The 20,557-nt window shown below is 75.3% G+C and carries 14 protein-coding genes; 5 read left to right on the top strand and 9 right to left on the bottom strand.

What is annotated here, in order from left to right; genetic code table 11:
• Positions 1-4: 4 nt before the first annotated feature.
• Both ACN26Y_RS09275 and ACN26Y_RS09270 read left to right on the top strand, forming a co-directional pair.
• Entirely contained in the window at positions 5-2,611 is a 2,607-nt protein-coding gene (locus ACN26Y_RS09275) for an FtsK/SpoIIIE domain-containing protein (protein ID WP_422734602.1), read from the top strand.
• Positions 2,608-3,345 (top strand): hypothetical protein, encoded by a 738-nt coding sequence (locus ACN26Y_RS09270; protein WP_422734601.1) that lies wholly within the window; start codon positions 2,608-2,610, stop codon positions 3,343-3,345. Before ACN26Y_RS09275 ends, ACN26Y_RS09270 begins: the two co-directional genes overlap by 4 nt.
• A 66-nt stretch (positions 3,346-3,411) precedes the next feature.
• On the opposite strand, the gene folE is transcribed toward ACN26Y_RS09270, so the two are convergent.
• The 4 genes from folE to ACN26Y_RS09250 all read right to left on the bottom strand — a co-directional run bounded on the left by folE (position 3,412) and on the right by ACN26Y_RS09250 (position 7,411).
• Complete coding sequence (gene folE / locus ACN26Y_RS09265; protein WP_155329896.1) at positions 3,412-4,074, bottom strand: GTP cyclohydrolase I FolE; 663 nt, start codon at positions 4,072-4,074, stop codon at positions 3,412-3,414.
• A gap of 35 nt (positions 4,075-4,109) precedes the next feature.
• The gene (ftsH, locus tag ACN26Y_RS09260; protein ID WP_155329895.1) at positions 4,110-6,128 is read right to left on the bottom strand and encodes an ATP-dependent zinc metalloprotease FtsH; all 2,019 of its coding nucleotides are present in this window, start codon (positions 6,126-6,128) and stop codon (positions 4,110-4,112) included.
• 360 nt (positions 6,129-6,488) lie between these two features.
• Positions 6,489-7,064 (bottom strand): hypoxanthine phosphoribosyltransferase, encoded by a 576-nt coding sequence (gene hpt, locus ACN26Y_RS09255; protein ID WP_155329894.1) that lies wholly within the window; start codon positions 7,062-7,064, stop codon positions 6,489-6,491.
• A gap of 101 nt (positions 7,065-7,165) precedes the next feature.
• On the bottom strand, positions 7,166-7,411 hold the full coding sequence (locus tag ACN26Y_RS09250; protein WP_155329893.1) for a hypothetical protein: 246 nt from the start codon (positions 7,409-7,411) through the stop codon (positions 7,166-7,168).
• A 42-nt stretch (positions 7,412-7,453) separates the two neighbouring features.
• Between ACN26Y_RS09250 and ACN26Y_RS09245 the strand changes: the two genes are divergently transcribed.
• A complete protein-coding gene (locus ACN26Y_RS09245) occupies positions 7,454-8,416 on the top strand; it encodes a GlxA family transcriptional regulator (RefSeq protein ID WP_155329892.1) in 963 nt (320 codons plus the stop codon).
• Between the two features lie 41 nt (positions 8,417-8,457).
• Here the strand turns inward: ACN26Y_RS09245 and ACN26Y_RS09240 are convergent, their stop codons facing one another.
• The 4 genes from ACN26Y_RS09240 to dacB form a co-directional block, all read right to left on the bottom strand.
• On the bottom strand, positions 8,458-10,092 hold the full coding sequence (locus ACN26Y_RS09240) for a gamma-glutamyltransferase family protein (protein ID WP_422734600.1): 1,635 nt from the start codon (positions 10,090-10,092) through the stop codon (positions 8,458-8,460).
• 224 nt (positions 10,093-10,316) lie between these two features.
• On the bottom strand, positions 10,317-11,309 hold the full coding sequence (gene tilS / locus ACN26Y_RS09235) for a tRNA lysidine(34) synthetase TilS (protein ID WP_155329890.1): 993 nt from the start codon (positions 11,307-11,309) through the stop codon (positions 10,317-10,319).
• A gap of 10 nt (positions 11,310-11,319) precedes the next feature.
• Positions 11,320-12,390 carry a zinc-dependent metalloprotease gene (locus ACN26Y_RS09230; protein WP_155329889.1) on the bottom strand — a complete coding sequence of 357 codons (1,071 nt, stop codon included), beginning with the start codon at positions 12,388-12,390 and terminating at the stop codon, positions 11,320-11,322.
• A 127-nt stretch (positions 12,391-12,517) separates the two neighbouring features.
• Positions 12,518-13,930 carry a D-alanyl-D-alanine carboxypeptidase/D-alanyl-D-alanine endopeptidase gene (gene dacB, locus ACN26Y_RS09225; RefSeq protein ID WP_422734599.1) on the bottom strand — a complete coding sequence of 471 codons (1,413 nt, stop codon included), beginning with the start codon at positions 13,928-13,930 and terminating at the stop codon, positions 12,518-12,520.
• A 615-nt stretch (positions 13,931-14,545) separates the two neighbouring features.
• Here dacB and ACN26Y_RS09220 point away from each other — a divergent pair.
• Positions 14,546-15,052, top strand: a complete 507-nt coding sequence (locus ACN26Y_RS09220; RefSeq protein WP_155329887.1) for an inorganic diphosphatase — start codon at positions 14,546-14,548, stop codon at positions 15,050-15,052.
• A gap of 34 nt (positions 15,053-15,086) precedes the next feature.
• Here the strand turns inward: ACN26Y_RS09220 and eccD are convergent, their stop codons facing one another.
• A complete protein-coding gene (gene eccD / locus ACN26Y_RS09215) occupies positions 15,087-16,490 on the bottom strand; it encodes a type VII secretion integral membrane protein EccD (protein WP_422734598.1) in 1,404 nt (467 codons plus the stop codon).
• Positions 16,491-16,591: 101 nt separating this feature from the next.
• Between eccD and eccCa the strand changes: the two genes are divergently transcribed.
• Entirely contained in the window at positions 16,592-20,548 is a 3,957-nt protein-coding gene (gene eccCa / locus ACN26Y_RS09210) for a type VII secretion protein EccCa (RefSeq protein WP_155329885.1), read from the top strand.
• The last annotated feature ends 9 nt before the right edge of the window (positions 20,549-20,557 follow it).

The raw sequence follows: 20,557 nt of genomic DNA, 5'->3' as shown, positions 1-20,557 counted from the left end.
GGGGGTGGACACGGTGGCCGGTGCGAGGACACGGGCGAGCCGGGCCGCCGCCCTGCACCGTCGGGCCGCCGCCACCGCGATCGCCGCCGTCGACGTCCTGGACGGCATCCGTCCCGTGCCCGCCGACCACGGCCGCCAGTACGAGCTGGCCGACCGGCTGCGTACGGCCGCCGCCCTGCTGGCGCCGGGCTGGGCGGGTGCGGCGCTGGACACGCTCGCACCGTCCACTCCGGCAGGGGAGGGCCCGCCGTCCTTCGTGCGGGTCGGCACGGCGGCCCCGCTCGACGACGCCCGGTTTCCCGCCCTGGTGCCGTTGATCGGCACGGGGAACCTGGCGATCGACACCGACGCCCGGGATCCCCGGGTCGCGGGGCTGCTGCGGGCCGTACTGCTGCGGCTGTTGGCGGCCACGCCCGCCGGGTCGCTGCTGGTCCGCGCGGTGGACGGGACGGGTACGGCGCTGGCGCCGTTCGCGGCGCTCGCGGACGCCGGGATCCTGCCGCCACCGGCGACGGACGTCGCCGGCCTGCGCGCGGTGCTGACCGAGGCGGAGCAGTGGGTGGCGCCTGGAGCGAGCGGCCGCCGCCGGCACGACCGGGTCCTCCTGCTGGTGATCGCCGCGCTGCCCGAGCCGACCGGCTCCACCGACCTCGCGCGGATCGAGACGCTCGCCGAGCAGGGCCGTTCCAGCGGTCTGCACCTGCTGGTGGCGGGCTGGCCGGCCGGCCGCCGGCCGGTGCCGCGCGCCACGCCACTCGCGGTCCGCACCGCGTACGCCCTTCTCGGGGACCCGCCGGGCGCGTCGTTCGCCGGCCCACGCGCCCCGGCCGGGGCGCATCCCGACCGGGCCGGCACCGCGGGCACCGAGGGCCCGGGCAGAGCAGACGGTGACCCGCCGGGCGGCCTGAACTCACCGGTCTTCGTCGAGCCGGACCCGCCGCCCGATCTCGTCGGGACGGTCTGCCGCCGGCTGGCCGACCAGGTCGAGGCGGGCTCGCGGCTGGCGTTGGCCGACCTCCTCCCGGGCCAGGACGAGCCCTTGTGGACGGCGACCTCGGTGGGCGGCCTGTCGACGACGGTCGGCGATGCCGGCGGCCGGCCGGTGTCCCTGGGTTTCACCGAGCTCACCCCACACTGGCTGGTCAGCGGGCGCTCGGGGGCCGGTCGGTCGACCTTCCTCACCACCGCACTGCTCGGCCTGACCGCCCGGTACGGCCCGGAGGAACTGGTCCTTTACCTCGCCGACCTCGGCGGCGGCGAGTCCTTCGTGGAGTTCCTCCAGACCGAGCGGGACCGCTCGTGGATCCCCCAGGTGCGCGCCGCCGCGATGGCGGCCGACCGGGAGTACGTGCTGGACCTGCTCGATCTTCTGGTGGCCGAGGTACGCCGCCGGGAGGACGCCGGTGCCCGGGCCGGCGGGCAGCGGTTCGCCGAGTTGCGCCAGCACCGGGAGCTGCCCCGGATCGTCTGCGTGGTCGACAACCTGCCGCTGCTCCTCGCCGGGCGGGACCGGACCGCCGCCGAGGCCGCCGCCCGGCTCGACGCGGTGGCCCGCGCCGGCCGGTCGTACGGGGTGCACCTGGTCCTGGCCGGTGAGGGCGACCTGGGCCTGGGGAGCCGGACGGACCGGGACTCGGTGCTCGGGCAGTTCCCGGTGCGGGTGGCGCTGCCGGGCGGCGGCGCGGTGCTCGAACCGACCAACGACTCGGCCGCCGGGCTGCCGGTGGGCAGTGCGGTCGTGAACACCGCAGGTGGGCTCGGCGGCCCCCGGGGTGCCATCCGCGGGCACGAGCGGGTGGTCCGCTTCCCCGATCCGCAGGACCACCCCGACGTGGTGGAGGCGCTGCGGCACCGGCTGTGGGACGCCCGCCCGGAGCGGGCCGCGCCGCCCGTGGTGTTCGCCGGGTACGCGCGCCCGTTGCTGCGCAACGATCCCCGGTACCGGACGGCGCTCGGCGGCGGGGCACCGGGGCCGGCCGCCCTCCTGGGGCGGGCGTTGGACGTGACGCGATCGACGGTGGCGGTGCCGCTGGGCCCCTCACCGGGGCGCAACCTGGCCGTGCTGGGGCCGGGGCCGGAGTCGGCCGGGCTGCTGGTCACCGCTGCCCGTAGTGTCGCCGCCCACCACCCACCGGGCGCCGCTCACTTCGTGCTGGTGATCCCGGACGACGACGCCCGTCCGCTCGCCGAGGCGCTCGCCGCCGAACTGGCCGAACGGCACCCGGTCGAGACGGTCGACCGCGCCGGCCTGCTCGACGTTCTCGACGCGACCGGGCCGGCCTACGTGGTCGCCTTCGATCTGGACGGCCCGCCGGGGCAGCTCGCGCCGGAGCGGCTGGGCGTGCTGCTGCGGGAGGGACCGCCGGCCGGCCGGCACCTGCTGGGCCGGTGGCGCACCGTGCCGCCGTTCGCGGCCCTGCTGGAGCCGGAGCGCGAGGTGACCAAGATCGCCGCGGTGGCCGCGGTGGACGTGCCCGGGGCGCAGCTCGCGACGGTGTTCGGTCGCGCGGTCGAGTGGCGCCCCCGGCCGGACCGGGCGGTGCTCTGGGACGGCCCGGGTGAGCAGGGCACGGTCCTGGTCCCGTTCGCGCTGGACGGAGCACCGGCATGAGTCGCGCGCGTACCCACGCCGCCGGGCCCGGGCGCCAGCGGACCACCGACGGCACCGCACCCGCCGACGTCGCGCCCACCGGCGCCGCCGGCGGTCCGGTCACCACCGCCTGGACGGAGTACCTCGCGGCGACCCGGCAACTGGACGGGGTCCGCCGGGACGCGGCCACCGCCGCGGGCGAGCAGGCCCACGCGGTCCAGGCCGCCCGCGAGGAGCTGGCGACGGTACGCACGCACCTGGCAGCGCAGGAGGCGCGGCTGCGCGAGGCCGGTGTACCGCCGATCTCGCTGGTGCCGACACCGCCGGAGCTGACGGAGGCGACCCGGTCGATGGCGAGTGGGCCCGCGGCCGTGCTGGCGGCGCTGCGGATGGCCGGCAGCCGTGCGGACGCGGCGGACGCGGCGCTGGCCGCGCGTGGGCTGGTCGGCGCGGCGGGTTGGCCCACCGCGGCGCGCAACCTGCTGGTGTACGCGCCACTGGCCCTGCTGGTGCCGCTGGTCCAGGTGGTGCTGCTCGTGGTGACCGGGCCGGGCCCGGTGACCCTCGCCGCGCTGGTCGTCGGGCTGCCGATGCCGGCGGTGGCGTTCGCCGCGGGGTGGCTGGGGGTCGGGCGGCTCTTCCCGGCCGGGCCCGGTGGGCGGGCGGACCGCACGGCCCGGCTGGGCGCGCTGGTCTGCCTGGTGCCGGCGGTGCTGGTCAGCGCCGTTCTTCTGCTCGCGCTCCTGGCCGGCTGAGCTGAGCCCGCCACCCCACCGTCGTCGACGGCATTGGCGGGCGGCCCGCCGTTGACCGGCGGCCGGTCAGCGGGAGTTGATCAGAGCCATCGCTTCGGCGCGGGACTTCGCGTCGCGCTGGAGAGTGCCGCGCACCGCGGACGTGATGGTCTGGGCGCCCGACTTCTGGATGCCGCGCATGGCCATGCACATGTGTTCGCACTCGAGGACGACGATCACGCCGCGCGGGTCGAGCCGCTCCATGAGCAGGTCGGCAATCTGCGACGTGAGCCGCTCCTGCACCTGGGGCCGGCGGGCGAAGACCTCGACCAGCCGGGCCAGCTTGGACAGGCCGGTGATCCGGCCGTCCGGGCCGGGGATGTAGCCGATGTGGGCGCTGCCCCGGAACGGCAGCAGGTGGTGCTCGCAGAGGCTCATCACGTCGATGTCCCGGACGAGGACCAGCTCCTCGTGGTTGGCCTCGAAGGTGGTGGTGAGCACCTGCGCCGGGTCGACGCGGAGGCCGGCGAACAGCTCGGCGTACGCGCGGGCGACCCGGGCGGGCGTCTGCTGGAGCCCGTCGCGGTCCGGGTCCTCCCCGACCGCGATCAGGATCTCGCGGACCGCCTTCTCGATCCGGGCGAGGTCCATCGTGTCCTCGATCGGGCGGCCGGTGAGCTTGCCGCTGATCAGCCGGGCGGCGACGTAGTCCATGGCGTCGTCGTCGGGTTCCGTGGCGGAGGCGGCCAGCCCCCGGTGGGGGCTGGCCGCCGTCTCGTCGGTGCTCAGTGCGTACCGTCCGAGTTGTTCGAGGCCGGGCCGCCTCCGACGGAGGCACCGTCGGCCTGGGCCTGCGCCTTGAGCGCCTCCTTCTCGGACGGGGTCAGCACCGGCGGCTCGGTGGAGGGCTGGCGCTTGCCGAAGCCGTTGTACGGGGCCATCGGCGGGCGCTTCGCCACCCGGGCGCAGATGCGGGCCATGTCGGCGGTGGAGAGGGTCTCCTTCTCCATCAGCTCGAGCACGATGTTGTCCAGGACGTCCCGGTACTCGACCAGGATCTCCCAGGCCTCGTCGTGCGCCAGCTCGATCAGCGCCCGCATCTCGGCGTCGATCTCGGCGGCCACCGCGTCGGAGTAGTCCCGCTCGTGGCCCATGTTGCGGCCGAGGAACGGCTCGTCGCCGCTGGTGCCGTACTTGATGGCGCCGAGCTTGGAACTCATGCCGTACTGGGTGATCATCGCTCGGGCCAGCTGGGTGGCCTTCTCGATGTCGTTGCCGGCGCCGGTGGTGGGCTCGTGGAACACCAGTTCCTCGGCGGCCCGGCCGCCCAGCGCGTACGCCAGGGTGTCGACCATCTCGGCGCGGGTCTGGGTGTACTTGTCCTCGGTGGGCAGGACCAGGGTGTGGCCCAGCGACCGGCCGCGGGACAGGATCGTCACCTTGTGCACCGGCGCGGCGTGCGGCAGCGCCCAGGCGACCAGCGCGTGCCCACCCTCGTGGTACGCGGTGATCTTCTTCTCCTGGTCGCTCATCACCCGCGTGCGCCGCTGCGGGCCGGCGATCACCCGGTCGATCGACTCCTCCAGCGAGTCGTTGGTGATCGCCCGCTGGTCCTTACGGGCGGTGAGCAGCGCGGCCTCGTTGATCACGTTGGCCAGGTCGGCGCCGCTGAAGCCCGGGGTCCGCCGCGCCACGGAGTCGAGGTCGACGTCCGGGGTGAACGGCTTGCCCTTGGCGTGCACCCGCAGGATGGCCTTGCGGCCCTCCATGTCCGGCGCGTCCACCGGGATCTGCCGGTCGAAGCGGCCCGGCCGCAGCAGGGCCGGGTCGAGGATGTCCGGCCGGTTGGTGGCGGCGATCAGGATCACGCCGCCCTTGGTGTCGAAGCCGTCCATCTCGACGAGCAGCTGGTTGAGGGTCTGCTCGCGCTCGTCGTGGCCGCCGCCCATGCCGGCGCCGCGGTGGCGGCCGACCGCGTCGATCTCGTCGACGAAGACGATCGCCGGGGCGTTCGCCTTGGCCTGCTCGAAGAGGTCACGGACGCGGCTGGCGCCGACACCCACGAACATCTCCACGAAGTCGGAGCCGGAGATCGAGTAGAACGGAACCCCCGCCTCGCCGGCGACGGCGCGGGCGAGCAGCGTCTTACCGGTGCCGGGAGGGCCGAAGAGCAGCACACCCTTCGGGATCTTGGCACCGAGCGCCTGGTACTTCGCCGGGTTCTGCAGGAAGTCCTTGATCTCGTGCAGCTCCTCGACGGCCTCCTCGGCGCCGGCCACGTCCGCGAACGTGGTCTTCGGCGTGTCCTTGGTGATCATCTTGGCCTTGGACTTGCCGAAGTTGAGCACCCGGGAGCCGCCGCCCTGCATCTGCGACATGAAGAACAGCAGCAGCAGGACGAGCAGGGCGATGGGGAGCAGGTTGACCAGCAGGCTCACCCAGATGCTGTCGGACGACACCTTGACGTCGGCCGGGCCGGTGACCCGGTTGTTCGCCTTGGCCTCGAGGACCTCGTTCCAGACCTCGTCGCCGACCTCGTACGGGAACTGCGCCTCGATCCGGTCGGTGGTGGTGTCGCCGAACTTGACCTTTTCGGCCAGGTCGAGCTGGATCGTCTGTTCCTTGTCCTGGAAGACGACCTTATTGATCTTGGGGTTGCCGGTGTTGAGCTGGTCGAGCGCAACGGAAGTGTCCACCCGGTGGTAGCTGGGACCAGCGGTGAACAGCTGACTGAGCACAACGGCGCCGAGGATGACCAGGATGATCCAGACCACCGGTCGGCGGAAGAAACGCGTACGTTCCATACTGTTGTCGAGCGCCGTGACGCCCGCATCCTCCTGATCGACGTCCTGACCGTCTGATGGTGTCGCCGCCAGCGCGGCGGCCGAGCCGCCGTGCGGGCCGGCATCGACCCCGGGGCGCCGAATCGCGCCGCGGTCATTCGACGGTACACCGTGCACGCGAGGTATGAGCTTGCCAGCCGGGCACTTACGCGCAGGGCGAACCGGGGTTTCAAGCCGGCGCAGCGGGAGCTCCGCACCCGGCCACCCGACCGCCCGGTCACGCGGTGCGAGGGGTCGGGCGTGGAGAGTGCCTCCACGCCACCGGCCTCCACCGTAGTCCGGCTGCCTGAGAGTCCGCTGAATGTCGGCGGGACGTCGCCGTCAGGAGCGGGCGTAGACCTCGGGCTTGAGGACGCCGACGTAGGGCAACTCGCGGTAGCGCTCGCCGAAGTCGAGGCCGTAGCCGACGACGAACTCGGTCGGGATGTCGAAGCCGACGTACTTGACCGGGACCGGCACCTTCACCGCGTCCGGCTTGCGGAACAGGGCGACCACCTCGACGCTCGCCGCCGAGCGGGACTCCAGGTAGCGCAACAGCCAGGAGAGGGTCAGCCCGGAGTCGACGATGTCCTCCACCACGACCACGTGCCGGCCGGCGATGTCCCGGTCCAGGTCCTTGAGGATCCGCACCACCCCGGAGGAGGTGGTGCCCTGGCCGTACGAGGAGACGGCCATGAACTCCAGCTCGGCCGGCGGGCCCTGGCGGCCCAGCGCCCGGGCGAAGTCGGCCATGAACATCACCGCGCCCTTGAGAACACAGACGAGCAGCAGCCCGTCCTCGACGTCGGCGTAGTCCGCCGAGACCTGCTTGGCGAGTTCCGCGGTCTTCTCGCGGATCTGCGCCTCGGAGATGATCACGTGGTCGATGTCGGCGTCGTACCAGGAGCCGTCAGCCATGGCTCCTAGCCTGCCGTACGCCGGATGGCCCCCGTCGGCGGGGCCGCCCCTTTCGGGCACGGTCCCGCCCGGGATCTTTCCGACGAAGGCCCCCAGAACGCTCAGCAGGCACGGGACCGCCAGCGCCGGCCGCCGTCGGTCGGCTTCCAGTCAGCCGAGTCCCGGCTGTCGGCGGTGAGGCCGGCCGCCGAGGCGGAGGCGAGGAGGACAAGGAACAAAAGGAACAGCAGGAACTCCATGGCGGCGCTCACTTTCGCGAGGTTCGTGTCGGTTTCGCCGCCGGTGCGCACCGGACTGTCCCCATTTTCCGCCACACCCACCAACCGGGACAGTGGCAGGAATGCCATTGGCCCTCGATTTCCTGCCACCCCTGTGGTTACCCTCGTCACATGCTCCGCTCCGTCGCCGTCATCGCCCTCGACAACGTCGTCCCGTTCGAGCTCGGGGTGCTCGCCGAGGTCTTCGGTACCGACCGCACCGCCGACGGCTTCCCCGGTTACCGCTTCTCCGTCTGCACCGTCGACGGCAGGCCCGTCCGCACCTCGTCGGGCTTTCACCTCACCCCGCACGGCGACCTCACGGCGGTCGACGAGGCCGACCTGGTGGCCGTGCCGGCGCACACGCACGGCACCCCGGTGCCGCCGGCCGCGCTCGCCGCGCTGCGCCGGGCCGCCGGCCGGGGCGCGTACGTGCTGAGCGTCTGCTCCGGCGCCTTCGTGCTCGGCGAGGCGGGGCTCCTCGACGGCCGCGAATGCACGACCCACTGGAAGTACGCCGACGACCTGCAACGCCGCCACCCCGACGCGAAGGTGCAGTGCAACTCGCTCTACGTGCAGGACGGGCGGGTGCTCACCAGCGCCGGCACCGCCGCCGGCATCGACGCCTGCCTGCATCTCGTCCGCCAGGAACACGGGTCGGCGACGGCCACCCGGCTGGCCCGCCGGATGGTGGTCCCCCCGCACCGCGACGGCGGGCAGTCCCAGTACGTCGAGGCCCCGATCCCGAAGGCCCCCGAGGCGCCCACGCTGGAACCGGTGCTGGAGTGGCTGATGGGTCACCTGGACCGGCCGCTGACCGTGGACGACCTGGCCGCCCGGGCCGACATGGCACCCCGGACGTTCGCCCGGCGGTTCCGGGCGGAGACCGGCACCACCCCGCACGACTGGCTCACCAACCAGCGGGTGCTGCTGGCCCGGCGGCTGCTGGAGGAGACCCGGCTCACCGTCGAGGAGGTCGCCGACCACGCCGGCTTCTCCGACGCCGCGGCACTGCGCCACCACTTCACCCGGCGGGTGGGCGCCACCCCGCAGGCGTACCGCACCACCTTCCGGGACCGCACCCCGGCCGGCTGACCCCACCGGCCCGGCCTCGGTGCCGGTCGGTCCGGGTGGCCTCAGAAGCCGACCAGCCCGCCGTCGACCCGGGACTCGGAGCCGGCGACGTACCCGCCGTCCGGGGATCGCCAGATCGCCTGCCCGTACCCGAAGACCGACGGCTCGGCCGGGACGGCGACCTCGTGGCCCCGGGCGTGCAACCCCGCGACCAGGCCGGGCTCCGCCGCCAGGCCCGGCTCGACGAGCAGCGACCGCCCGGCGTGCCAGTACCAGCGCGGCGCGTCCAGCGCCGCCTGCGGATCCAGCCCGCCGTCGAGGGTCGCCGACACGAGCTGCACGTGCCCCTGTGGCTGCATGTGCCCGCCCATCACCCCGAACGGGCCGACCGGCAGACCGTCGCGGGTCAGGAAGCCCGGGATGATCGTGTGGAACGGACGCTTCGCCGGCGCGACCACGTTCGGGTGGGCCGGGTCGAGGCGGAAGCCCAGACCCCGGTTCTGCAGCGCGAAGCCGTACCCGGGCAGCACCACGTGCGATCCGAACGCCAGGTAGGTGGACTGGATGAGGCTCACCATCATCCCGCCCGCGTCGGCGGTGCAGAGGTAGACCGTGCCGCCCCGCTCGGGGTCACCGGCCACCGGTTCCCCGGCCCGGTCGGTGACCAGCGCCCGCCGGGCGGCCGCGTACCCCGGGTCGAGCAGCGCCGCCGTGGGCACCGCCGCGCGGTCCGGGTCGGCGACGTGGGCGTGCGCGTCGGCGAAGCCGAGCTTGACCGCCTCGACCTGGCGGTGCACCCGCTCGGGCGGCGGCACGTCCGCGAGGTCCAGGCCGTCCAGGACGTGCAGGGCGAGCAGGGCGGCGAGGCCCTGCCCCGGCGGCGGCAGCTCCCAGACCTCGTGCCCCCGGTAACGGGTGTGCACCGACTCCACCCAGGTCGAGCTGTGCCGGGCCAGGTCGTCGCCGGTGAGGAAGCCGCCGGTGCGGGCGGCGTGCGCGTCCAGCGCCGCGGCGACGGTGCCCCGGTAGAAGTCCTCCGCCCCGCTCGCGGCGATCCGCCGCAGCGTCCGCGCCGCGTCCGGGTTGCGCCACCACTCGCCCGGCCGGGGCGCCCGCCCGCTCGGCGCGAACACCCGCGCGAACTCGGCGTACTCCTCCCCCACCAGGCCGGCGTGCCCGGCGAGCGCCCGCTCCCAGGCCGCCGCCACCCCGGCGGAGACCGGGTGGCCGTGCTCGGCGTACCCGATCGCGTCGCTGAACAGCTCGGCGAACGGCAGCGACCCGAACCGGTCGTGGAGGTCCCGCCAGCCGGCCGGCGCGCCGGGCACCGTCACCGGCAGCCAACCCCGGGCCGGCATCGCCGGACCGCGTCCCTGCGCGCCGCCCAGCGCGGCCACCGGTTCCGCGCCCGCACCGCCGGTCGCGGCGAGGACCGCCTCGCGGGTCAGCGCCGCCGGGGACCGGCCGGCGCCGTTCAACCCGTGCAGCCGGTCGCCGTCCCACACGATCGCGAAGAGGTCGCCGCCGATGTCGTTGGACGGCGGCTGCACCACGGTCAGGGTGGTCGCGGTGGCCAGTGCGGCGTCGACGGCGTTGCCGCCGCGCCGCAACACGGCCAGGCCCGCCGCCGCGGCCAGCGGATGGCTCGTCGCCACCGCGCCCCGCGGGGCGAACAGGGGCCTCCGGGGGTACGCCATCCGCCATGTCTACCGCCTCCGGCGGCTCCCGGACACCCCACGCCCGCTCACCCGCTCCGGCCGCGCTCCGGCCGCGCTCCGGCCGGAAGTGACCCTCGCCGTCGCCTTTGCTCTGCTTCAACCCACGCAACACTTCCGGACACGAACTGGTGCGCCGGTTGAAGCAGTGCAAAGGGACCGAGGGGAGAGGCGGTCGCTGGCAGGCAGGCTGGGTGGTGCCTGGTTCAGCGGGGACCGACGGCGGTCAGGCGGTGGTCGCGGCGGACCACCCGCAGCCCGCCCGGCAGGTACGCCGCCCCCTGCCCGCGCCAGCCCGTGACCAGGGCGTCCAGGGCGGCCACGTGCCGGTACGACAGCGCAGCCGGCGGCGCGCCCAACTCCCGGGCCCACGCGTGCAGCACCCGGCTGCGGACGGCGGGCGCGAGACCGGCGAGCCCGGGCACCGACAGCGCACCCCCCGGCTCCCGGACCGTGTCGAACGCACCGGCGGCCAGGTCGTCGAGCGCCTCGTTGTCGGCGGCGACCAGGCGGGCGGTGCGGGCCAGGTTGTCCAGCACCCCGGGCCCGAGGGCGCGGACCAGCGCCGGCAGCACGTCGGCCCGCACCCGGGCGCGGGCGTACGACGGGTCGGCGTTGTGCGGATCCTCCCAGGGGCTCAGCCCGAGCACCGCGCACGCCGTACGGGTCTGCTCCCGGCTCACCTCCAGCAGCGGGCGCAGCAGCGGAACGCCGTCCAGACTCCGCTGGGCCGGCATCCCGGCCAGCCCGCGCGGGCCGGCCCCACGGGCCAACGCGAGCAGGACCGTCTCCGCCTGGTCGTCCCGGGTGTGCCCGGTGAGCAGCGCCGCCGCGCGGTGCCGGGCGGCGACCTCGGCCAGCGCCTGGTAGCGGGCGTCGCGGGCGGCGGACTCCGGGCCACCGGGCCGCCCGGCCACCTCGACCCGGACCGACTCGACGGGGTCGAGGCCGGTCTCCCGGGCCCACGCCGCCACCGCCGCCGCCCGCTCCGCCGAACCCGCCTGGAGGCCGTGGTCGACCGTCACCAGCCCGGCGGTACGGCCCAGCCGCGGCGCAACGAAGGCGGTGGCGGCGGCCAGCGCGAGCGAGTCGGCACCCCCCGAGCAGGCCACCAGCACCGGCCCGGAACCGGGCAGGCCGGTCAGCGCGCGGCGGACGGCGACCCGGATCGCGGCGACCGGCGGTGCCAGCGCGGCCACGGGCGGACGGTCAGCCGGCGGCCGGCAGCGGGCCGGCCGGCCCGTGCACCCGGCCCACCCAGGCGTCCGGGTCGCCCAGCTCCTCCAGCCGGGGCAGGGTGAGCGGCGAGGCGAAGATTCGGTTGAAGCCCTCCATACCGACCCGGTCGACCACACCGTGCACGAACTTGCGGCCCTCGGCGTACTGACGCATCTTGACGTCGACACCGAGCAGGCGGCGGATCGCCTTCTCCAGCGGGTTGCCGGCCTCCCGGCGACGGTTGAACGAAGCCCGGATGCGCTCCACGCTCGGGATCACCTGCGGGCCGACACCGTCCATCACGAACTCGGCGTGCCCCTCCAGCAGCGTCATCAGCGCGGTCAGCCGGTCCAGCACGGCCTTCTGAGCCGGGGTCTGGACGAGGTCGAGCACGCTGGTGCGGCTCTCCGGGTCCTTCACCGCATCGGAGAGCGTGGCGACGCCCCGGCGCAGCCGCTCCAGCAGGTTGTCGCCGCCGGCCGAGGACGCGTCGACGAACGCCTGCACCTCGCTGAGGAAGTACGCCCGCATCCAGGGCACGGCCGTGAACTGCGTCCGGTGGGTGACCTCGTGCAGGCAGACCCAGAGCCGGAAGTCGCGGGGGTCGGCGCCCAGCTTCCGCTCGACCTCGACGATGTTCGGCGCGACCAGGAGCAGCTGGCCCGGGTCGGCGGAGAACACCTCGTACTGGCCGAGGACCCGGCCGGACAGGTACGCCAGCACCGTCCCGGCCTGCACACCCGTGACGCGCGAGCCGACCGCCTCGGTCAGCGCGCCGGGCTGCTTGTCCTTGGTGAGCCGGCTGACCAGCGGGCCGATGACCTCGCGCAGCCCGGCGATGTTGGTCGCCGCCCAGTCGCGGCGGTCGACCACCCGCACCGGCGGGTGCGACACCTGCGACCGCAGCCCGGTGTAGTCGGCGACGTGCCCGGCCGCCTCGTCGGTCAACCGCCGCAGATCGCCGACCACCTCGGTGGCCTCCGCGTACGACACGCGTGGGCCCGACTTGCCCAGCGCCCCCGCCGTCGCGGCGGCCAGATCCCAGTCCACGAACTGCGCCATGGACCCACCGTACCCGCGCCGCCACAACCCGGCCCGGGCTCGACCGCCGCGCGGGGAGCACCCACCCTCCCGGCGACGCCCCGAGGGGGCCCGTTCACCGGGCCCGGTACGGCCGGTGGACAGGCCCCTAACGGCAGCCGCAGCCGGCGAGGGCAGCGGCGATGCGGTCGAGGGCGGCGCGGGGCCCCTCCTGCCCGTCCGGCGTCCGGTCGGTGAGCACGGCGAAGCCCAGCAGCCGGCCGTCGACGGTGGTCACCACGCCCGCGATCGCGTGCACCCCGCTCAGGGTTCCGGTCTTGGCGCGGACCACGCCGGCACCGGCCTTCGCCGCCGCGCCCGCGTACCGGTCGGCGAGCGTGCCGGACCAGGCGGCGACCGGCAGGCCGCCGAAGATCGCGGCCAGCTCGGGGCGGGTGCCGTTGCCGGCGAGGGTGATCAGGTCGGTGAGCAGCGACGGGCTGATCCGGTTGGTCCGGGACAGGCCGCTGCCGTCGGCGAGGGAGAGTTCGTCGGCCGGCAGGCCCAGCTCGGCGGCCACCGCGTCCATCGCCTTCGCCGCCCCCGCGAACGAGGCCGACTCGTTCCGGGCCAGGGCGACCTGGCGGGCCAGCGCCTCCGCGACGATGTTGTCGCTGTCACTGATCATGAGATCGACCAGTCGCACCATCGGCAGCGATTGCACGACGCCCAGCTCGCTGCCCGGCGCGCCGGCCGTCGCGTCCGCCCCGGCCGTCGGCGCCTTGCCGCGCTTCACGGCGCCGGTCGGTATGCCCAGCAGCCGGGCGAAGGCGCGGCCGGCGGCGAGGTCCGGCTGGCTCACCCGCTCGGCGGCGTGGTCGCCGTTGTCGTGGTCCTTCTTCGCCCGCGGCACGTCGCTGCGCGCACCGTCGGTCATCAGCGCGGTGATCGACCCGCCGTAGCCGCCGGTCGGGATGTCGTCGTCCCAGCCGGGCTCGTGCACCGGGCCCGTGTAGAGCGACGAGTCGACGGTCAGCTTCGTGGGGCTGGTGCCGCCGAGGGCCTGCTTCACCTGCGCGGCCAGGTCGTCCAGCCGGGCCGCGCCGGGGTAGAAGCCGTTCTTGTCGACGGCGAGGGTCGGATCGCCGCCGCCGACGAGCACCACCTCGCCCGGGTTCGGGCCGGCGACCGCCCGGGTGGGGATCCGGTACCCGGGGCCGCGCGCGGCGAGCACGGTCACCCCGGTGACCAGCTTCGTCACCGACGCCGGCACCGTGCCGTCGTCCGCGCCCCGGCCGTAGAGCGACTCGCCGGTGGCGACGTCGGTCACCGACACGTTCACCCGATCGCCGAGCGCGGCGGCGCCGACCAGCGAGTCGATCTCGGCGCGTATCCCGGCGGCGGTGGGCAGCGGCGCGTTCGCGTCGGCGGCGGCCAGCACCGCCGCGGGCGCCGGCTCCGGCGTCTCCGTGGCGACCCGGTCGCCGGCCGGCTCGTCGCCCAGCCACTCCGCCACCGGACCCGGGCGGACCACGACGACGCCCACCAGGGCCAGGACGAGAACCAGCACCGTGGCCAGCACGGCCGGAAGGGTCCGGCGACGGCGCGCCGGGGGTACGGGGACGGCCGGCGGGGACCCGGCGGACGGGCCGGCCGGCGGCCGGGCCGACCCCGACGGCGGCGGGCCGGCGGGCGGCCGGGAGGCGGCGGCCGCCCAGAGGTCGAGCGGCTCGGGCCGGGGCGCCGCGCCGGGCGGCACGGCCGCACGGCCGCTGCCGGGCGGCACGGCCGCGCGACCGCTGCCGGGCGACGGCCACGACCGTGCGGGGTCCGGCCCGCCGGGCGGCGGCCACGACGCCGGAGCCTCGTTACCGTGGGTGGGCCGGTCGGCGGCCGAGCCGTACATCCGACCGGGTGGTGGGGTACGCGACGGGTGGGCGTCGGGAACGTGGACCCGACCGGTGGCACCGCCCCGACCAGATCCGCCGGTCCCCCGTCCAGAGCTCTCCTCCGGGCGGTAGTGTGAATCTTCCCTCCCCACGACCCCCTCCTCCCGCTGCGAAAATCTGCTTGGGTGACACTACTTCGGTCCGAACACTATGCGGGGGCCGGAGCACCGGTCGGGGGTTTCGCCCTGTCCGGAGAGCGACGACGCCGCTGGTCCGTTGCCAGCGTGGGCAGACGAGGGAGCGTGCAGATGGATTTCGACGTCACGGTTGAGATCCCCAAGGGTCACCGCAACAAGTACGAGGTCGACCACGCGACCGGCCGGATCCGGCTGGACCGCACCCTCTTCACCTCCACGCAGTACCCGGCCGACTACGGCTTCATCGAGGGCACTCTCGGTGAGGACGGCGACCCGCTGGACGCGCTGGTGCTGGTCCCCGAGCCCACCTTCCCGGGCTGCCTCATCCGCTGCCGCACCATCGGCATGTTCCGGATGACCGACGAGAAGGGCGGCGACGACAAGGTCCTCTGCGTGCCCTACGAGGACCCGCGCCAGGAGCACCTGCGCGACATCCACCACCTGGGCGAGTTCGACCGGCTGGAGATCCAGCACTTCTTCGAGGTGTACAAGGACCTGGAGCCCGGCAAGTCCGTCGAGGGTGCGACCTGGGTCGGCCGCCAGGAGGCGGAGGCGGAGATCGCCGCCTCGTACCGGCGCGCCCAGGAGGCCGCCGAGCGCGGCGAGTCCACGCACTGAGGCGTCAGCAGACACCGACCGGCCCGGGGGCCGCTCAGCCGAGCAGCCCCCGGGCCTGTTCGTACAGGTCGAGCACCGCGCAGGCGACCGGGACGACGGAGACCACCAGGGCGGTGTCGGCGAGGTCGGCGGTCCGGCCGACGTACGGGGAGACCGGCCGCCGCGCGTACGTGGTGCCCGCCGCGACCGCGACCAGGGCCAGCGCCAGTCCGCCGAGGGTCAGCGCGAGCAGGCCCCCGGGGCCCGACCGGTCGGCGAGCACGGTGCCGAGCACGGCGTAACCGGCGAGCCCGGCGACCACCGCCGGCACCCGGTGCCGGACGGCCACGAACAGCCGGGCCCGCAGCAGCAGCACGGTCGCGGCGACGCCGACCAGCACCCAACCGGCGACACCGCCGGTGAGCCCGAGCAGCACGGCGGCGAGGCCGGCCAGCACGGCGTGTCCGACGAGCATCCCGGTGAGCATCTCGTCGGTGCGGGCCACCGCCGCGTGGACCCGTTCGCGGTCCGGCAGGTCGCGCACCCGGTCGAGGCCGCCGCCCGGATCGCCGGTCGGCAGGGTGATCGGCGGCAGCGGCACCTTCCCGAGCCGGATCGCCAGCAGCGGTATCGCGCCGACCGCGAAGACGAGCACGCAGAGCAGGACCGCCGCGGCGCCGGCCGGGTCCAGCACCATCCCCCCGATCGCGGTGACCGCCCCGGCGAGCCCCACCACCGCGCCGGCGACGAAGACCCGGACCCGGGCCGCCACGCCGGCCAGGGCGAGCACCGAGACGAGCAGCAGCGCCGTCGCGCCGGCGAGCAGTTCGGGTACGCCGAGCCACCGCAGCCCCGGCACGACGCCGACCGGGTCCCCGCTGCTGACCGCGAGGGCGCCGGCCGTCGCGGCGTACGGCAGCGCGTACCCGCCGAGGGTGGCGCCGGCCGCACCGTCCGCGTACGCCCGCGCGGCCGCCGTGCCGGCGAGGGTGAGCAGTAGGGCCACCATGGCGGCGGCGGGCCAGCCGGCGGGGTGACCGGGACCGCCCGCGAGCACGGCGAGCAGGCCGACGGCCAGCGGCACCGCCGCGCCGGCCAGGGCGGCGACCCGGGTGGCAGCCGGGGACCAGGCGCCGCCACGCCGCCGCGCCCCGTCGGCGATCGCCTCGACGACGTCGTCGTACTCCAGTTCCGGCCACTGGGCGCGGGCCGGCACCAGGTGCAGCACCTCGCCGTCGCGGACGCCCTGGGGAAGCAGGGCCTGGGCGGTGGCGAGCGCCGCGCCGTCGCTGCGCCGCAGCACCCAGCCGCCGTGCCGCTCGCCGTCGTCGGCGAGCCCTTCGCCCGCGTGGCGCAGCACCTCGGGCAGCAGCTCGGCCAGCGGCACCTGCTCCGGCAGGGCCACGTCGAGCCGCCGCTGGGGAGCGTTGATGGTGACCCGGGCCAACCCGATAGTCATCGATGAGTCTCCATGTCGAGCGGGGTTGGTGGCTGCGCGGACGACAGGACTCTACCTACGATGAGCCAGGCTCGGGTTACCCAGCGCTGTCAGGAGATCGAGTGTCCACTGTCGTCATCAAGCGGCCACCCCGCCGCCCGGCACCGGAGATTCCGGTCGGTGAACTGCCGGTGGAGGCACCTCCGGAGATCCCGCCGGTCACCGGCGGGCGTTGGCAGCAGCTGCTCATGGTGCTGCCGATGCTGGGTGGCTCGGTGGCGATGGCGATGATGTTCGGCCGCGGCGGCGGCGCGTACTCGTACGTCGTCGGCGGGATGTTCGGGCTGTCGTCGCTGGCGATGCTGGTGACCTCCTGGGGCAGCGCCTCCGGCAGCCCGAAGAAGTCGGAGATGATGGCCGCCCGGCGGGAGTACCTGCGGCACCTCACCGGGCTGCGCCGGCGGGTACGGGAGACCGCCGGACGGCAGCGGGCCGGGCTCTACTACCGGCACCCGGATCCCGGCCGGCTCTGGTCGACCGTCGACAGCCACCGGGTCTGGGAGCGGCGGCCCACCGATCCCGACTTCGCGGTGGTACGCGTCGCCGTCGGTCCGCAGACCCTGGCCACCCCGCTGGTCCCCCCGGTCACCCGGCCGTTGGAGGAGCTGGAACCGATGACCGCCGGCGCGCTGCGCCGGTTCCTGGACGCGTACTCGGTCGTGCCCGACCTGCCGGTGGCCCTGTCGCTGCGCAGCTTCGCCCGGGTCCACGTCCGTGACACGGCCGCCGGGCCCGGCGGTTCGCCCGCCGCCGCCCAGGCGCTGGCCCGGGCGATGCTCACCCAGCTCGCCGTCTTCCACGCCCCCGACGAGCTGCTGGTCGCGGTGTGCGCGGCCCCCGAGCGGCGGCCCGCCTGGGAGTGGGTCAAGTGGCTACCGCACGCCCACCACCCCACCCGCACCGACGCGCTCGGCCCGGTCCGGCTGGTGACCAGCTCGGCCGTCGAGCTGGAGGGCCGGCTCGACGAGGTGCTGGGCAGCCGCTCCCGGTTCAGCCCGGCCGGCCCGGCCACCGACGGCCCCCACGTGGTCGTGGTGCTCGACGGCGGCGACCTGACCGGCGCGGCCGACCTGACCGGAGAGAGCGGCATCGACGCGGTCACGGTCATCGACCTGGACACGCCGCCCCCGCGCCTGCTGGACCGGTACGCCCTGCTGCTGGAGCTGCGGGCGGGCCGGCTGCACTCGCACTCCGCCGACGGGCACGCCGAGGTCGGCGTGGCCGACCGGCTCGACCTGACCGACGCCGAGGCGGTGGCCCGCCGGCTGGCACCGATGCGGCTGGCCACCGCCGTGCACGGCGGCGACGCGGCACCGGGTTCCGACCTCGGCCTGCTCGACCTGCTCGGCCTGGGCGACGCGGAGAGCTTCACCGCCGAGCAGGGCTGGGCGCCCCGCCCACCGCGCGACCGGCTGCGGGTGCCGATCGGGGTCGGCGCCGACGGCGGCACGGTGGAGCTGGACCTGAAGGAGTCGGCGCAGGACGGGATGGGCCCGCACGGGCTGCTCATCGGCGCCACCGGCTCGGGCAAGTCCGAGCTGCTCCGGACGCTGGTGCTCGGGCTGGCCGCCACGCACAGCTCGGAGCAGCTCAACTTCGTGCTGGTCGACTTCAAGGGCGGCGCCACCTTCGCCTCGTTCGACCGGCTGCCCCACACGGCGGCGGTCATCACCAACCTGGCCGACGCGCTGCCGCTGGTCGACCGGATGGTCGACGCGATCAACGGCGAGCTGGTCCGCCGGCAGGAATTGCTGCGCCGCGCCGGCAACTTCGCCGGCGTACGCGACTACGAGCGGGCCCGGGCCGCCGGCACCCCGCTCGCCCCGCTGCCGTCGCTGCTGCTGGTCTGCGACGAGTTCTCCGAGCTGCTGTCGGCGAAGCCCGACTTCATCGACCTGTTCGTCCAGATCGGCCGGTTGGGCCGGTCCCTCGGCGTGCACCTGCTGCTGGCGTCGCAGCGGCTGGAGGAGGGCCGGCTGCGCGGGCTGGACACGCACCTGTCGTACCGGATCGGGTTGCGGACCTTCTCGGCGCTGGAGTCCCGGACGGTGCTCGGGGTGCCGGACGCGTACGAGCTGCCGCGCTCTCCCGGGCACGGGTACCTGCGTTCCGGCACCGACCCGCTGGTCCGCTTCAAGGCCGCGTACGTCTCCGGGGCGGTACGCCGACGCGGCGCGGCGCCGGGCGGGGACGCGGCCGAGGGGTCCCGCGTGCTCGCGTTCACCTCCCACCTCGTCCCGGTGCCGGAGCCGGTCGGTCCGCCCGCCCTGCCGGCGGCCGAGGAGCAGGGCGGCACGACCCTGCTGGAGCTGCTGGTCGGCCGCCTGGCCGGGCAGGGCCCGCCGGCGCACCAGGTCTGGCTCCCCCCGCTCGGCCCGGCGCCGGCGCTGGACGAGTTGGCCGGCCCGGCCACCGTCGATCCGGCACGCGGTCTCACCGTCGGCAATCCGGAGCTGCACGGCGCGCTCCAGGTGCCGGTGGCCGTCGTCGACCGGCCGTTCGAGCAGCGGCGGGACCTGCTGTGGCTCGCGCTCGACGGGGCGGCCGGGCACGTCGCCGTGGTGGGCGCGCCGCAGAGCGGCAAGTCGACGGCGCTGCGCACGCTGATCGCCGCGCTGGCGCTCACCCACACGCCCGCCGAGGTCCAGATCTACTGCCTCGACTTCGGCGGCGGGGGCCTGGCGGCGCTGCGGGAGCTGCCGCACGTCGGTGGGGTGGCCGGCCGTGCGGACCCGACGGCCGTCCGGCGCACGGTCGGCGAGGTCACCACCCTGCTGGCCGATCGGGAACGCCGCTTCGCCGACCTCGGGGTGGAGTCGATGGCGGCCTGGCGGCAGCGGCGCGCCGCCCTGGCCGGCACCGCCCAGCCGGCCGCCGATCCGTTCGGCGACGTGTTCCTCGTGGTGGACGGCTGGGCCACGCTGCGCGGCGAGTACGACGACCTGGAGCCGTCGATCACCGACCTCGCCACCCGCGGGCTGTCGTACGGGGTGCACGTGGTGGCGACCGCCGTCCGCTGGCTGGACTTCCGGCCGGTGATCCGGGACCTGTTCGGCTCCCGGCTGGAGCTGCGCCTCGGCGACCCGTCGGATTCGTTGATCGCCCGCCGCGCGGCGGCGAACGTGCCGGAGAAGACACCGGGCCGGGGCGTCACCGCCGAGGGCCTGCACTTCCTCACCGGCCTGCCGCAGCTCGCCACGGGCACGGACACCGCCGACCTGGTCAAGCGGGTCGCCGCCGCCTGGCGCGGCCCGGCCGCCCCGCCGGTCCGGCTGCTGCCGCCGGTGCTGCCGTACGCCGACCTGGACCTCGCCGCGACCACCGGGCTGCGGATCCCGGTCGGTGTCGCCGAGGCCGACCTGCGCCCGGTGGTGGTGGACTTCGCGGCCGAGCCGCACTTCGTGGTCTTCGGCGACGCGGAGTGCGGCAAGTCGTCGTTCCTGCGCGCGCTGGCCACCTCGATCATGGCCCGTTTCACCCCGGAGCAGGCCCGGGTGATCCTGGTCGACTACCGGCGCAGCCTGTTCGACCTGACCGAGGCGGTGCACGTCATCGGCTACGGCACCGCCGCCGCCCACACCACCGAGCTGCTGGAGTCGGCCGCGGGCTATCTCCAGGCCCGGGCGCCGGGGCCGGAGGTCACGCCGGCCCAGTTGCGGGAGCGGTCCTGGTGGTCCGGTCCCGAGCTGTTCGTGCTGGTCGACGACTACGACCTGGTCGCCAGCGGCCCGGCGAACCCGCTGCGGGCCCTGGAGGAGCACCTGCCGCACGCGCGGGACGTGGGCCTGCACCTGGTCCTCGCCCGCCGGACGGGCGGTGCCGGTCGGGCACAGTACGAGCCGGTGGCGCAACGGCTGCGGGAGCTGTCCACGGCCGGGCTGGTGATGGCGGGCAGCCCGGAGGAGGGTGCGCTCGTCGGCCCGGTGCGGCCCGGACCGCTGCCGCCGGGACGGGGGCGGCTGGTCACCCGACGGGAGGGCGTACGCCTGGTCCAGTTGGCGCATCTGCCGCCGCCGTGACTGGTGTCC

Origin of the sequence: Micromonospora sp. WMMD558 (genome assembly GCF_049315255.1) — a bacterium.
Taxonomy (GTDB): domain Bacteria; phylum Actinomycetota; class Actinomycetes; order Mycobacteriales; family Micromonosporaceae; genus Micromonospora.
The sequence above is the reverse complement of the archived record's forward strand: the minus strand, read 5'-3'. Positions and strand labels throughout refer to the sequence as shown.